The sequence below is a fragment of the Flavobacterium gilvum genome (assembly GCF_001761465.1).
Classification (GTDB): Bacteria; Bacteroidota; Bacteroidia; order Flavobacteriales; family Flavobacteriaceae; genus Flavobacterium; species Flavobacterium gilvum.
This window is the reverse complement of the sequence record NZ_CP017479.1, coordinates 997,533-1,013,047: the sequence shown is the minus strand read 5'-3', so window position 1 is coordinate 1,013,047 and position 15,515 is coordinate 997,533. Positions and strand designations below refer to the sequence as shown.

Annotated in this window: 10 protein-coding genes; 9 read left to right on the top strand and 1 reads right to left on the bottom strand. The window is 37.0% G+C overall.

The genetic code is table 11. From position 1 onward, the window contains the following. The first annotated feature begins 89 nt into the window (after positions 1–89). The 6 genes from hemH to recA all read left to right on the top strand — a co-directional run bounded on the left by hemH (position 90) and on the right by recA (position 7,799). On the top strand, positions 90–1,109 hold the full coding sequence (gene hemH, locus EM308_RS04370) for a ferrochelatase (RefSeq protein WP_035632787.1): 1,020 nt from the start codon (positions 90–92) through the stop codon (positions 1,107–1,109). A 75-nt stretch (positions 1,110–1,184) separates the two neighbouring features. Then, positions 1,185–1,742 (top strand): CopD family protein, encoded by a 558-nt coding sequence (locus EM308_RS04365; RefSeq protein WP_035632785.1) that lies wholly within the window; start codon positions 1,185–1,187, stop codon positions 1,740–1,742. Between the two features lie 98 nt (positions 1,743–1,840). After that, positions 1,841–3,313 (top strand): sensor histidine kinase, encoded by a 1,473-nt coding sequence (locus tag EM308_RS04360; protein ID WP_035632782.1) that lies wholly within the window; start codon positions 1,841–1,843, stop codon positions 3,311–3,313. A gap of 18 nt (positions 3,314–3,331) precedes the next feature. Further along, on the top strand, positions 3,332–4,114 hold the full coding sequence (locus EM308_RS04355) for an enoyl-CoA hydratase/isomerase family protein (protein WP_035632779.1): 783 nt from the start codon (positions 3,332–3,334) through the stop codon (positions 4,112–4,114). Positions 4,115–4,222: 108 nt separating this feature from the next. Then, positions 4,223–6,640: a glycoside hydrolase family 3 N-terminal domain-containing protein gene (locus EM308_RS04350; RefSeq protein WP_035632777.1), complete on the top strand. Its 2,418-nt coding sequence runs from the start codon at positions 4,223–4,225 to the stop codon at positions 6,638–6,640. Positions 6,641–6,773: 133 nt separating this feature from the next. Beyond that, positions 6,774–7,799, top strand: coding sequence for a recombinase RecA (gene recA / locus EM308_RS04345; protein ID WP_035632775.1), 1,026 nt, complete (start codon positions 6,774–6,776; stop codon positions 7,797–7,799). A 123-nt stretch (positions 7,800–7,922) separates the two neighbouring features. Here the strand turns inward: recA and EM308_RS04340 are convergent, their stop codons facing one another. Continuing rightward, the gene (locus tag EM308_RS04340; RefSeq protein WP_035632877.1) at positions 7,923–8,693 is read right to left on the bottom strand and encodes a lysophospholipid acyltransferase family protein; all 771 of its coding nucleotides are present in this window, start codon (positions 8,691–8,693) and stop codon (positions 7,923–7,925) included. Between the two features lie 103 nt (positions 8,694–8,796). Between EM308_RS04340 and trpS the strand changes: the two genes are divergently transcribed. The 3 genes from trpS (at position 8,797) to EM308_RS04325 (ending at position 15,350) form a co-directional block, all read left to right on the top strand. Then, the gene (trpS, locus tag EM308_RS04335) at positions 8,797–9,771 is read left to right on the top strand and encodes a tryptophan--tRNA ligase (protein ID WP_035632773.1); all 975 of its coding nucleotides are present in this window, start codon (positions 8,797–8,799) and stop codon (positions 9,769–9,771) included. 464 nt (positions 9,772–10,235) lie between these two features. Beyond that, positions 10,236–12,131: a phosphoglycerate dehydrogenase gene (serA, locus tag EM308_RS04330; protein WP_035637664.1), complete on the top strand. Its 1,896-nt coding sequence runs from the start codon at positions 10,236–10,238 to the stop codon at positions 12,129–12,131. Positions 12,132–12,431: 300 nt separating this feature from the next. Then, a complete protein-coding gene (locus EM308_RS04325) occupies positions 12,432–15,350 on the top strand; it encodes an FAD-binding and (Fe-S)-binding domain-containing protein (protein WP_035637646.1) in 2,919 nt (972 codons plus the stop codon). Positions 15,351–15,515: the final 165 nt, after the last annotated feature.

Here is a 15,515-nt window from a genome sequence, read left to right as displayed (position 1 = left end):
TTAGATATTAAATCATAACCAAAAAATAACATATATCATATTCATAAAAAGTTGCGTTGGCTACTTTTGACAAAAATTAAATTTAAAGAATGAAAGGCGTATTATTAGTAAATCTAGGCTCTCCAGAAAGTCCAACAGCAAAAGACGTAAAACCTTATTTAGACGAATTTTTAATGGATAAATACGTAATCGACGTACCGTATTTGTTAAGAGCTTTTTTAGTCAGAGGTATTATTATGCGAAAAAGACCGGAAGCGGCAGCGCACGCCTATCAGAAAATTTGGTGGAAAGAAGGTTCGCCGTTAATGGTTCTTTCAGAAAGAATGCATAAAAAAGTGCAACCTTTGACCGATATTCCTGTGTCACTCGCCATGCGTTACGGAAGTATGTCGATTGAAAAAGGGCTTCAGGAATTGCATGACCAAGGCGTTACCGAGGTACTTCTTTTTCCTTTATATCCGCAATATGCAATGGCTTCGACCTTGACTATTTTGGTTTTGGCAGAAGAAATTCGGAAGAAAAAATTCCCTCAAATGAAGTTTACTGATGTTCCGGCCTTTTACAACAAACCCGATTACATCAAGACTTTAGCTAATTCAATGAAAAAACATTTGAATGGATTTGAATATGACAAACTGGTGTTTTCGTATCACGGGATTCCGGAGCGTCACGTTCGCAAAACCGACAAAACCAAATCACACAAAAAATTTGTTACCAACGAAATGTGTTGCGAAGTAGGAACGCCTCAAGCCGAATTCTGCTACAGAACTCATTGTTATGAAACTACCCGCTTGGTTGTGGAGCAATTGGGTATTCCAAAAGACAAATATTGTGTTACTTTTCAATCGAGATTAGCCGGTGACAAATGGCTGCAACCTTATACCGATGTTGAAATCAACAATATGCCAGCTAAAGGAATTAAGAAAATCGCCGTTGTGACTCCAGCATTTGTAACCGATTGTCTGGAAACATTAGAAGAAATAGCCATGCGTGCCAAAGAAGATTTTGAAGCCAACGGTGGCGAAGATTTCATGGCAATTCCGTGTTTAAATGATGATGATGAATGGTGTGAAACCGTTGGAAACTGGATTAATACTTGGACTAAATAATATTTGTTTCATGTTTAAGGTTTCAAGTTTCAACTAAAAAAACCTTAAACTTGAAACTTGAAACAAATAATTTTTATGGAATATTACAACTATCTTAAATCCTTGCACATCATTTTCGTGATTACCTGGTTTTCGGGACTTTTCTACATTGTCCGATTGTTTGTATACCAAATAGAAGCCGCAGACAAACCTTCGCCCGAAAAAGAAATTTTGCAAAAACAATACAAAATTATGTCTTACCGCTTATGGTACATAATCACTTGGCCAAGTGCCGTTTTAGCTAGCATTTTTGCGTTTTGGATGTTGTTTTTTACTCCGATGGGCAAAGTTTGGTTACAAATGCCTTGGATGCACGTTAAACTTGGCTTTGTTTTTGTGCTATATTTATATCATTTAAAATGTCAGCAAATTTTCAGTCAATTACAAAAAGATGAAGTAAAATACACGACCAATTATATGCGTTTGTGGAATGAAATTGCCACAATAATTTTGTTCGCTGTGGTATTCTTGGTGGTATTAAAAAATGCCGTGAACTGGATTTATGGTGTGATTGGTATTTTCTTGTTTTCGATTACAATTATGTTGGGTTTTAAATTTTATAAAAGAATTAGGGAGCGAAATAGTAATCAGTAATCAGTATATTAGTATTCAGATGTTTGGCTAAGACCAAAACACTGAACACAGGTTACTAACTGAATACTTAAAAGCCGAACACTGAATACTTAAAAAATATGCTTGAAAAAATTAAGATTCCGATAATTTCATTACGCGTTAGAATCTTTATTTCAATGGTTGTTTTAATCATTGCCACCTCTCTTTTGCTCATAACTATTTCTATCTTTCAATACAAAAGTGTAGCCAAAGAATACAATCAAAAACGGATTGAAAACATGGAATTTTATGTAAAAGAGCATATTAACTACATGCTTTCCAACACGATTTATCCGCTGACGGATGAGAATATAAAATTAATTTTCAAAGATAAAATTCACGAAATATCGGACATTCAAAATACTGAAATTCAGATTTATTCACTGAACGGAAAACTACTCACCTCTTCGAAAGAATCTTTTTCAATAACCACACAAAAGCCAACACTATCAAAATTCATTCTGCGTTTGGTGAATGCCTCAATTGACAAAAGATTTGTCGAAGTCAAAACTATCAACGGAATCAAATACCGTTCTTCCTACAGCCTCATAAAAAACAAAAAATTTAAACCGATTGGCGTTCTCAAATTACCAAACATTCCGGATGATGGTTATTATGAGAAAAAACTAAACAACTTCCTTGTCAGCCTATTACAAGTGTATGCTATAATGATTGCGTTGGCATTTGGATTGGCTTATTTTCTTTCTTCTTTTATTACCAAACCCATCTATGATTTTGCCGAAAAATTAAGAGAAACGAGTTTGAAACAAAAGAACGAGAAAATTCCTTTTTCAGCCAAAATAAAAGAAATCAATATGCTTTTGCTCGCCTACAACAGAATGATTGAAGAGCTCGAAAAAAACGCTATTGTTCTTGCCCAAAACGAGCGGGATTTGGCCTGGAGAGAAATGGCCAAACAAGTGGCTCATGAAATCAAGAATCCGCTTACGCCAATGCGCCTCTCCATTCAAAGTTTCCAAAGAAAATTTCAGCCCGAAGACCCGAATATCAAACAAAAACTGAACGATTTCTCTGAATCATTAATTCAGCAAATAGATACGATGAGCTCGGTGGCTTCGGCCTTTTCGGATTTTGCATCGATGCCAGCACAACAAAACGAATTGCTCAATGTTGTTGAAGTTGTCGAACTTACTCTAGATATTTTTCATGAAGATTTTATAGTTTTCGAATGTTCTGAAAAAGAGATTATTTCCAAAATTGACCGTACACAACTCATTCGTGTAGTTACCAATTTGATTAAAAACGCTATTCAGGCCATTCCGGAAAATCAGGAAACCAAAATGATTCTGGTCACCGTAGAAAGAATAGAAAATGAAGTTATTATTACGATAAAAGACAACGGAACCGGAATAAATCCGGAACACATCAATAACATTTTTGAACCAAAATTCACCACCAAAAACAGCGGAATGGGTTTAGGCCTCGGAATCATAAAAAACATCATCGAAAACTACAACGGAACAATTACCTTTGAAACTAAATTTGGAAGAGGAACTATTTTTATCGTCACCTTGCCCATTATTAACTCATAACTACAACATTACAACAACATGAACTACAACAATCTTTTGATTACGATAGAGAACAACATCGCAACAGTTGTCATCAACAGACCAACTAAACTAAACGCTTTGAACATTGAAACCATCAATGATTTACACAAAGCCATAAAAGTATTGGGAAAAAACAAAGAAATTCAAGTTATCATTCTAACCGGTTCTGGTGAAAAAGCATTTGTTGCCGGAGCAGATATTTCGGAATTTGCCCATTTTACCATAGAAGAAGGAGCACAATTAGCTCTTCAAGGTCAAGAATTACTTTTTAACCGTATCGAAAGCCTAAAAACCCCTGTTATAGCCGCCATCAACGGATTTGCTTTGGGAGGAGGATTGGAACTAGCCATGGCGTGCCATATCAGAGTTGCATCTGAAAATGCCAAAATGGGTCTGCCAGAAGTTTCGCTCGGAGTAATTCCGGGTTACGGAGGAACGCAACGTTTGCCACAATTAGTTGGAAAAGGCCGTGCAATGGAAATGATTATGACTGCCGATATGATTAACGCAGAACAAGCCAAACACTACGGATTGGTAAACCATGTTGTTCCGCAAGATGAACTGATTGATTTTTGCACCGGAATTGCCCAAAAAATAATGAGAAACTCACCATTGGCCATTGGCAGAGCCATAAAAGCCATCAATGCTAATTATACCGAAGGTAAAAACGGTTACGAAACCGAAATCAAAAACTTTGGAAAATGCTTTGGAACAGAAGATTTCAGCGAAGGAACAAAGGCTTTTTTGGAGAAAAGAAAGGCGGTTTTTACAGGTAAATAATAAAACTTTAAAGAATAATTAGTTGTCAGATACTAATCTACATAGCTTCTCTCTATTTTTCAAACATATTTGCCTTTTTTTGCATCAAACACACGATATTTATATGCTATGATAAAAAAAAATGTATGGTATGCTACCATCGCAATTGTTTTTATGAGTCAATTGTCGAATGCACAACAAAAAGACAAAATCTATAAAAAAGGTTGGATTGATTTCAATAAAAATGGAGTAATGGATGTGTATGAAAATCCTAAAGAGCCTTTGGAAAAAAGAGTGAATAATTTGCTATCGCAAATGAATCTCAATGAGAAAACATGCCAAATGGTAACACTTTATGGATATAAGCGTGTATTGAATGATTCTTTACCAACGTCAAAGTGGAAAAATGAGATTTGGAAAGATGGTATTGCCAATATCGATGAGCAATTGAATGGTGTGGGAAAAGGAGGGAGTTTGAGCAAAAACTTAATATTTCCCTTTAGCAATCACGCAGAGGCAATCAATACAATACAACGATGGTTTATTGAAGAGACAAGATTGGGGATTCCTGTAGATTTCACTAATGAAGGAATTCATGGTTTGAATCATACCAAAGCGACTCCGTTTCCTGCGCCTATAGGCATTGGCTCTACATGGAATAAAAAGCTAGTGTTACAAGCAGGACAAATTGCGGGTCGCGAAGCAAAGGCTTTAGGATATACCAATGTATATACTCCCATTCTAGATTTGGCCAGAGATCCTAGATGGGGCCGTGTTCTAGAGACTTATGGAGAAGATCCTTATCTAGTAGGCGCCTTGGGAACACAAATGGTAAATGGAATTCAAAGTCAGGGTGTAGCTTCGACTTTAAAGCATTATGCGGTTTATAGCATACCAAAAGGGGGGCGCGATGGAACTGTAAGAACTGATCCGCACGTAAATCCTAGAGAATTACAAGAAATACACCTTTACCCTTTCAAGAAAGTAATACACGATGCACAACCAATGGGAGTAATGGCTAGTTACAATGATTGGAATGGAGAACCAATTATTTCAAGTCACTATTTTTTGACAGAGTTATTGCGTTGGGAATTTGGGTTTAATGGATATGTAGTAAGTGATAGTGATGCGGCTGAATATCCTTTTACCAAACATCAAACCGCACCTACTTACGAAGATGCTATAAGACAAGTAGTAGAAGCAGGATTGGATGTTCGAACTAATTTTTGGCAGCCTAGTACCTACCTTTTGCCTTTACGGAAATTAGTAAATGAAGGCAGACTGTCCATTAATATTATAAATGAACGAGTAGCCGAAGTGTTAAGAGTAAAATTTAGATTAGGTCTTTTTGATTCTCCGTATGTTTTAGACACAAAAAATGCCGATAAAATTGTAGGTGCCGATAAAAATCAAGATTTTGTATTGGATATCCAAAAACAATCCTTAGTTCTTTTAAAAAATGAAGGGAACTTACTTCCATTAGATAAAAATAAAATAAAAAAAATATTGGTCACAGGTCCTTTGGCAACCGAAGACAATTATATGGTAAGTCGTTACGGACCACAAGAACTTAAAAACACCACAATTCTTGATGGTATAAAAGAATACCTTGGTAAAGATGTAATGGTGAACTACGTAAAAGGATGCGAAACAATAGATGCTAACTTTCCAGAAAGTGAAATAATTCATTTCCCAATGACCGCTAAAGAACAAAGCGATATTGATGCTGCTGTACTTGAAGCCAAAGAAAATGATGTAATTATTGTGGCTCTAGGTGAAGACGAGAAACTAACAGGTGAGGGCAAGTCTAGAACTTCGCTGGATTTGTCGGGTCGTCAGCAACAACTATTAGAGGCTTTGTATGCTACCGGAAAACCCGTCGTCTTAGTGCTCATCAATGGACAACCGCTCACAATCAATTGGGCAAATAAATTTATCCCGGCTATTTTAGAAGCTTGGTTTCCAAATCATTTAGGAGGAAAAGCAATTGCAGAAACATTGTTTGGGGATTATAATCCAGGAGGGAAACTTTCTGTTACATTTCCAAAATCAACAGGACAAATTGAATTTAACTTTCCGTTTAAACTAGCCTCTCAGGGCGCGCAAGGAGGAGAGGAAGGGCCCAACGGATATGGAAAAACACTTGTCAATGGTGCACTTTATCCTTTTGGATACGGGCTTAGTTATACAACTTTTAGTTATTCTGATTTAAAAGTAAGTCCAACTAAATTAAATTCGCAAGCAGAAATTAAGGTTTCGGTGAATGTAACAAATACCGGAAAACGTTCTGGTGATGAGGTCGTACAATTATACATAAGCGACAAATATAGTAGTGTAGTAACTTATGACTCCGTATTGAGAGGATTTGAAAGAATAACGCTGAAACCGGGAGAAACCAAAACAGTAAACTTCACTTTACAGCCATCAGATTTGATGTTATTGGATAAAAATATGAAATGGACAGTTGAGCCTGGAGATTTTGAAATAAAAATAGGATCCTCCTCTGAGGACATAAAATTAAAAGAACTCATTACCATTTTACCTTAAAAAACAACTTCTTTTTAAAAGAAAAACAACTTTTGCTACTTCGGAAAAAAGAAGTATTTTTACGAACATTAAAATACAAATGAATCCTTTTTTTTTTGGTAAAAAACTAAGGAAAACCAAATAAACAATACATATGGCGACGAAAGAAAACAACAGTTCAGAGAAAGAAGCCAAGTTAAAAGCGTTACAGCTTACACTTGACAAATTAGACAAAACGTACGGAAAAGGAACTGTAATGAAAATGGGCGACAAAGCCATTGAAGAAGTAGAGGTTATTTCTTCGGGGTCTTTGGGAGTTGATTTGGCTTTAGGAGTTGGCGGTTATCCAAAAGGAAGAATTATAGAAATTTTCGGACCGGAATCTTCCGGTAAAACCACTTTGACGCTTCATGCTATCGCCGAAGCTCAAAAAGCAGGCGGAATTGCAGCATTTATCGATGCAGAGCATGCCTTTGACAGAAACTATGCCGAGAAATTAAATGTTGATATCGAAAATCTAATCATTTCACAACCAGACAACGGGGAACAAGCACTTGAAATTGCCGAAAACCTAATTCGTTCGGGAGCGATTGATATCGTGGTTATTGACTCGGTTGCCGCATTGACACCAAAAAGCGAAATTGAAGGCGAAATGGGAGATTCCAAAATGGGTCTTCACGCTCGTTTGATGTCTCAAGCATTGAGAAAATTAACAGGAACCATCAGTAAAACAAATTGTACTGTTTTCTTCATCAACCAGTTGAGAGAGAAAATCGGGGTAATGTTTGGAAATCCTGAAACAACAACTGGAGGTAATGCCTTGAAGTTTTACGCTTCGGTACGTTTGGATATTCGTCGTTCTACGCAAATTAAAGACGGAGAAAACGTTTTGGGTAACCGAACTAAAGTGAAAATCGTAAAAAACAAAGTGGCACCGCCATTCAAAGTTGCCGAATTTGACATCATGTACGGTGAAGGAATTTCAAAAACAGGCGAAATCTTAGATCTTGCCGTAGAATTTGAAATCATCAAAAAATCTGGTTCTTGGTTCAGTTACGGAGATACCAAATTAGGTCAGGGCCGTGACGCCGTGAAAAACCTGATTAAAGACAATCCGGAATTGGCGGATGAACTCGAAGAAAAAATCAAAAGCCAAATTAAAGAATTGGCTGAAGCATAAAACAAGAAAGACTGTCTCGTTCCAAAAAACGAAATAGTCTTTTTTTCTTTAAACCATTAAGATATCAAGGTAAATTAAGGCTTAATGAAACTTAATATCTTAATGGTTCAAATAAAATTTATTTTAATTTTTTTGAGCTGATTCGTCCTTTATTTTAAACGCCATCAATTCATCATGAATTAAGTTCCGAACGTGTTCCCTCAATTCTTTTCTATCTAAAAGTTCGCCTGTTGGGGAAACAGTGTCGACTGCCGGCAAAATCTTAGCACGCATAATGCCCGGACTACCGCTATAAAACGTATAAGACAATCTTTTTTTGTTATCCGGAAACACCAAAGGTACTATTTGCAATCCATGCTCCGATGCTAATCGGAAGGCGCCGTCTTTGAAATGATCTAGGAAAATGGTTTGGTCGTGAGGAACTCCACCTTCGGGAAAAATACAAATACTTAACCCTCTATCGATTCGCTTTTGTGCTTCATTGAACACTTCCATTCGGCTTTTGGAACAACTTCTGTCCACCATAATCATTGTTCTTTTGTAAAAGAAACCAAACAACGGAATTTTTGCCAATGAAATTTTTCCAACAAAAACAAAAGGATTTTCAACCACTGAAAGCATCAGCATGATATCGGTCATCGAGGTATGATTGGCCACGAACATATAACTTTTTTTCGGGTCCAATTTTTGCATCTTTTCTACTTTGGTATAAAAACCCATAAAAAAAAGCACTCCTTTTCCCCAAATACGTGCCAATTTAAAAAAATAAGGGTACCCCTTTTCGGTCAATATGGAAGCCGTCAAAAATGGCAGCATAATCAAGATGAGAACAAGCATTACAACGTAAAACCAAATCCTCCAAACGGCCCAAAAAATCTTTTTTAAACTTTTCATAGAGCCAAAAGTAAGGAAACTTGCGGAAAATTTAGCAAAAGAATTAACTTTGCGTCCAATTATTATATTTCCAAACAACACTACGAGTTTTAAATAAATAAAAATGGCAAAAATACTTACAGGAGTTCAAAGTACAGGAACTCCGCATTTGGGAAACTTATTGGGCGCAATCATACCAGCAATCGAACTCTCAAATAAACCGGAAAACGAATCTTTCCTTTTCATCGCCGACTTACATTCGGTTACACAAATAAAAGATGGAAAAACGCTAAGAGACAACACTTATAGCGTTGCCTGCGCTTGGTTGGCTTTTGGTTTAAACATCGAAAAAGTGATTTTTTACCGTCAGTCTGATGTACCGCAAACAGCAGAATTATCTTGGTATTTGAGCTGTTTTTTTCCGTTCCAACGCTTGACTTTGGCACACTCTTTCAAAGACAAATCTGATAGATTGGATGATATTAATGCCGGTTTGTTTTCGTATCCAATGCTGATGGCTGCCGATATTTTGCTGTATGATGTTCAATTCGTTCCTGTTGGAAAAGACCAATTACAACACTTGGAAATTACCCGAGATGTGGCATCACGTTTCAACCATCAAATGGGAGAAACTTTTGTAATTCCCGAAGCCAAAATTCAAGAAGACAGCATGTTGATTCCGGGAACAAACGGAGGAAAAATGAGTAAATCAGCCAATAACATCATCAATATTTTCTTGGACGACAAAGCGCTTCGTAAACAAATCATGAGTATTGAAACTGACAGTACGCCACTGGAAGATCCAAAAAATCCTGATACGTGCAACTGCTTTACTATTTATCAATTATTGGCAAATGAATCGCAAATCGAAACAATGAGAGCCAACTATTTGGGTGGAAATTACGGTTACGGTCACGCCAAACAAGCTTTGTTTGAACTGATTCAGGAAAAATTCAAAACCGAAAGAGAAAAATACAATTACTACATCAATAACCTTCCCGAAGTGGATGCTCTATTGAAAAAAGGAGCTGAAAAAGCCGGTGCAATTGCCGATGGCGTTTTGGCAAGAGTACGTGAAAAATTAGGGTTTGAGGTATAATTTAACCGAAAATTCGCAAATTTTATATTTAAGACCTACAACGACAGAATTCAAAATTTCACGAATTAGCACAAATAAATTGGGTGTTAATTCGTGATTTTTTTATTTCTGAAACGATATTTTTTATAAAAAAAACAAGAAAAAAAGTTTCAAGGAAACTTATCAAATTCTCTGATTTGAATCTAAAACAAAGCTGAATTTATATTTATTTTAAGAAATATCGTTCTTATTTTGCAAAAAACTAATTGAAAAAACATTTTTCAAAATAAAAAAAACAAAATTTAAAATTGGTTTTTCAGCTTTATTTTAAAAAAAATCCAACCAAAAAGAAGATTTACAACAATAATCTCAAATCTCGTTAAAGAGGGCAGTATTATACCAAATAATTTTCTCATTACCAATAGAGAGGCTATCTTTGCACAAAAATTGACAAATAATTTCTATTTGTGAAAAACAGTAAAAAAATGACAGAAAATCAGGAAACATTTATATTCGATTTTGACAGTACTTTCATTAAAGTCGAAGCACTTGATGTGTTATGTGAAGTAATATACCAAGACAGTGCAGCCGGAGAGCAAATTTTAAACGAGATCCAACATTTGACCAACTTGGGAATGGAAGGAAAGCTTTCGCTAAAAGAATCCTTGACCAAAAGAATTCAACTGTTGCAAGCTAATAGAGATCATATCGGGACTGTGATTGACGAGTTGAAAAAGAAAGTTACTGCTTCGGTAATTCGTAACAGAACGTTTTTTAAACAACATTCGGACAATATTTATATCATTTCAAACGGTTTTAAGGAAATTATCATCCCTATCGTTTCAGAATACGGCATCAAGCCGGAACACGTTTTGGCAAATACTTTCAAATTTGACCACGACGGAAAAATAATTGGTTTTGACGAAAAAGACGAATTGTGTGAAAACCAAGGAAAAGTCAAAAAAATCAAGTCATTAAACCTTGAAGGCGAGGCAATCATGATTGGTGACGGTTATACTGATTATGAAACACTTGAAGGTGGAGCGGTAAGCAAGTTTTTTGCTTTTACAGAAAACGTAAGCCGTAAAATTGTTGTGGACAAAGCAAGTCAAATTGCGCCATCATTGGACGAAATTCTTTATGAACTATCGTATAAAGCTTCTGTTTCTTATCCAAAAAACAGAATCAAAGTTCTTTTGCTGGAAAACATTCACCCGGATGCCGTGGACATCTTTGAACACGAAGGATATTCGGTAGAAACAATGAAAGGTTCTTTGAATGAGGATGAATTAATAGAAAAAATAAAAGGCGTTTCCATCCTTGGAATTCGTTCCAAAACCAACGTTACTGCCAAAGTTTTGGAGCATGCCAATAAACTGCACGCCATCGGAACTTTCTGTATCGGAACCAATCAAGTAGATTTGACCGCTTGTAGTATGAAAGGGATTTCGGTTTTCAATGCGCCGTACAGCAACACAAGATCGGTTGTGGAATTGGCTTTGGGACAAATCATTATGTTGGTTCGTAACACATTTGAAAAAAGCAAAATGATGCACCAAGGTGTTTGGGACAAATCGGCCACCAATAGTGTTGAAATTCGTGGAAAAAAATTAGGTTTGGTTGGATACGGAAGTATCGGATCACAACTTTCTATCGTTGCCGAAGCATTGGGAATGAAAGTGTATTTCTATGACGCTGTCGACAGATTAGCATTAGGAAATGCCAAAAAATGTTCTTCTCTGAGAGAATTATTGGCTCTTTCGGATGTGGTTTCTTTACACGTAGACGGACGCGCGAGCAATAAAAACATAATCGACGCCGATGCTTTTGAAAGCATGAAACCGGGAGTTATTTTCCTAAATCTTTCAAGAGGACACGTTGTTGACATTAAAGCATTGGTAGACAACCTTAAAAACGGTAAAATTCATGGCGCAGCCATTGATGTTTTCCCTGAAGAGCCAAAAAACAATGACGAACCATTCGTTTCTGAATTAATCGGGATGAAGAATGTGATTTTGACACCACACATCGGAGGAAGTACCGAAGAAGCGCAAGAAGACATCGGACATTACGTTGCCAACAAAATCATTAATTACATCAACACAGGAACTACTTACGGAAGTGTAAACCTTCCTGAAATTCAACTTCCTGAACTTCAAAGTGCACACAGAATTATGCACATTCACGAAAATGTAAAAGGTATTTTGGCACAAATCAACAATATTCTTTTGGAGTATGACAACAATATCTTGGGACAATACCTGAAAACAAACGAAACTTTGGGTTATGTAATTACCGATATTGATAATTTCCATAACAAAGATTTGGAGAAAAAATTAAAAGCGATTCCAAATACCATTAGATATAGAATTCTATATTAATGATTTTTGATTGTTGATTAACGATTTTTGATTTCAGATTTCGTCGTATTAAAAATCAACATTCGTTAATCTAAAAACTAAAAAGCTTTGCGTCTTTGCGCCTCTGCGAGAAAAATGGCTCGCAAAGACGCAAAGGCGCAAAGTTGCTAAAAACAAAAAGATTATCAATTTTAATTTAAAATTGTTGATTATTCCCGAGATTATTGGGATTGATTTCAGATTTTGTTATTGTAAAAACAAATTTTACTCTTTCGCCAGAAATCAAAAATCAACAATCGTTAATCTAAAATCTAAAATAAAATGAAGCTTGAAAATCTTGAAAAGCAATTAGACGGTAAATTATTGTACGACCATACCATGCGTACGCTTTACGCCACTGATGCAAGTGCTTACAAAGAAATGCCGTTGGCGGTAGCAATTCCAAAAACGAAAGAAGATATTCAAAAAATCATTGCTTTTGCACGAGAAAACAAAAGCAGCGTAATTCCGCGTGCGGCCGGAACTTCTCTTGCCGGACAGGTTGTTGGAAACGGAATTGTGGTTGATATTTCACAGGAGTTTACCAAAATCCTTTCGGTTGATCCAGTTGAAAAATCGGCTTGGGTAGAACCAGGAGTAATTCGTGACGAACTGAATATACATTTAAAATCCTATAAATTATTTTTTGGCCCGGAAACGTCCACCAGTAACCGTTGTATGATTGGCGGAATGGTGGGTAACAATGCCTGTGGTGCTAGATCAGTGATTTATGGTTCTACGCGTGAACATTTGCTTGAAATCAAAGGTTTTTTGGCCGATGGAAACGAAGTTAGTTTTGGCGCATTGACCAAAGCCGAATTCGAAGACAAATGCAACGGAATAAATGTGGTAAGTTCATTGGAACAAAACATTTATTTGCAAGCTAAAGAATTATTGTCATCGCCAACCAACATCGCATTATTTGACGAAAATTATCCTAAAAAATCAATCCCGAGAAGAAATACAGGATATGCATTAGATTTATTGGCGGATAGCGAGCCTTTTGGCGATCCAACCCAAAAATTCAATTTCTGTAAATTAATAGCTGGTTCCGAAGGGACATTGTTCTTTTCAACCGCCATAAAACTGAATTTGGTTGATGCGCTAAAACCGTTTGCCGGTTTGGTTTGTGTACACCACAACAGCATCAACGAATCGTTGAAAGCCAATCTTGAAGCATTGAAATTCAACCCAGACAGTGTTGAGTTAATCGACCATTATATCTTGGAATGTACCAAAGAAAATATTGAGCAAAGCAAAAACAGATTCTTTGTAGAAGGCGATCCGCAAGCGATTTTGGTTGTTGAATTTTTAAGAGATTCTAAAGAAGAAATCATCGAAGCGGCCAAAGAAATGGAAGAATTGATGCGTTCCAAAAATCTTGGCTACCACTTCCCGATTGTTTGGGGTGAAGACACCAATAAGGTTTGGAATTTGCGTAAAGCGGGCTTGGGATTATTATCTAATATTCCCGGCGATGCCAAAGCCGTTGCCGTTATTGAGGACACTGCCGTTGACGTAAACGATTTGCCTGATTTTATCGAAGATTTTAACGCTATTCTAAAAGAGCGAAACCTTAGCTGCGTGCATTATGCTCATGCGGCGACAGGAGAATTACACCTTCGTCCGATAATTGACCTAAAAACCAAAGAAGGCACAGCGTTGTTTAGAACTATCGCTACCGATATTGCCCATTTGGTTAAAAAATACAAAGGTTCGCTTAGTGGCGAACATGGAGACGGAAGACTTCGTGGCGAATTCATTCCGCTGATGTTGGGAGACGAAATCTACCAATTGTTCATCCAGGTGAAAAACACTTGGGATCCTTGGGGAATTTTCAATCCGGGCAAAATCGTGAATACGCCACCAATGGACACGAGCCTGAGATATACTCCGGGTCAGGACACGCCAATGCCGGAAACTTACTTTGATTTCTCCGAGCATAACGGAATCCTACGTGCCGCCGAAATGTGTAACGGATCCGGAGATTGCCGAAAAACAGAGAAAAGCGGAGGAACCATGTGCCCAAGTTATATGGCTACCCGTGACGAGAAACACACCACTCGAGCCAGAGCCAACATATTGAGAGAAACCATCACCAATTCGACCAAAGAAAACAGATTTGACGATGAAGCTTTACTCGATGTACTCGATTTGTGTTTAAGTTGCAAAGGATGTAAATCCGAATGTCCTTCGAATGTGGATATGGCGAAACTAAAAGCGGAAACCCTACAACAATATCACGATAAAAACGGAGTGAAATTCCGTTCGAAATTAATTGGAAATACACCAAAAATAAACGAATTATTTGGTTCATTGCCTTGGATGTATAATTTTGGAACCAAAGGAATTATTGGGAATATTGTAAAACGCGCCACCGGTTTTGCCACCGAAAGATCGCTTCCGCAAATGTACAAAATTACTTTTGGCAAATGGTTCAGAAACTACAAGCAAAGCGGAAATTTCACTCAAGGAAAAGTCTATTTGTACAATGACGAATTCCTAAATTTCTATGATGTCGAAATTGGTCAAACTGCCGTGAAGCTCTTTAACCGTTTGGGTTACGAAGTGGCGGTTCCGCACATTGGATACAGCGGAAGAACCTATCTTTCTAAAGGAATGTTGAAAGAAGCCCGTGAAATTGCCGAGAAAAACACTCAGGCTTTCGCCAAAGAAATGCCAGAAAACGCAATTTTAGTCGGAATTGAACCTTCGGCAATCTTGTCTTTCCGAGATGAATATCCGGATTTATGCCGTGGCGATTTGAAAACCAAAGCCAAAACATTCTCTAGCAGAGCGATGCTTATCGAGGAATTTTTGGCCAAAGAACTAGACGAAGGCCGCATCACATCGGATTCTTTTACAGAAAACAACGAAAGAGTTCGCATGCACGGTCACTGTTTCCAAAAAGCCTTATCGTCATTGGTACCGCTTAAAAAAATCCTGATGTTGCCAAAAAATTATACTGTCCTCAATATACCAAGCGGATGCTGCGGAATGGCGGGATCTTTTGGATATGAAAAAGAGCATTATGACATTTCGATGAAAGTCGGCGAATTGGTTTTATTCCCAACCATCCGCGCCGAAGAAGAAGCGACATTGATTTCAGCCTCAGGAACGAGCTGCAGGCATCAAATAAGCGACGGAACAAGCCGAAAAGCATTTCACCCTGTCGAAATACTTTTTAAGGCTTTAAAATAAAGATATTCGATTTTAGATTTTTAATAACGATTCTGGATTGCAGATGTTTTTAGGAGCATCTGCAATTTTTTTTGACTTAAATTGTGGTAGAATTTTTTACAAAAGCTAGTACGAGCGTAAAATCATTAAAGTACGCGTTTCACAATATGTTTTTTCAAAATTTAA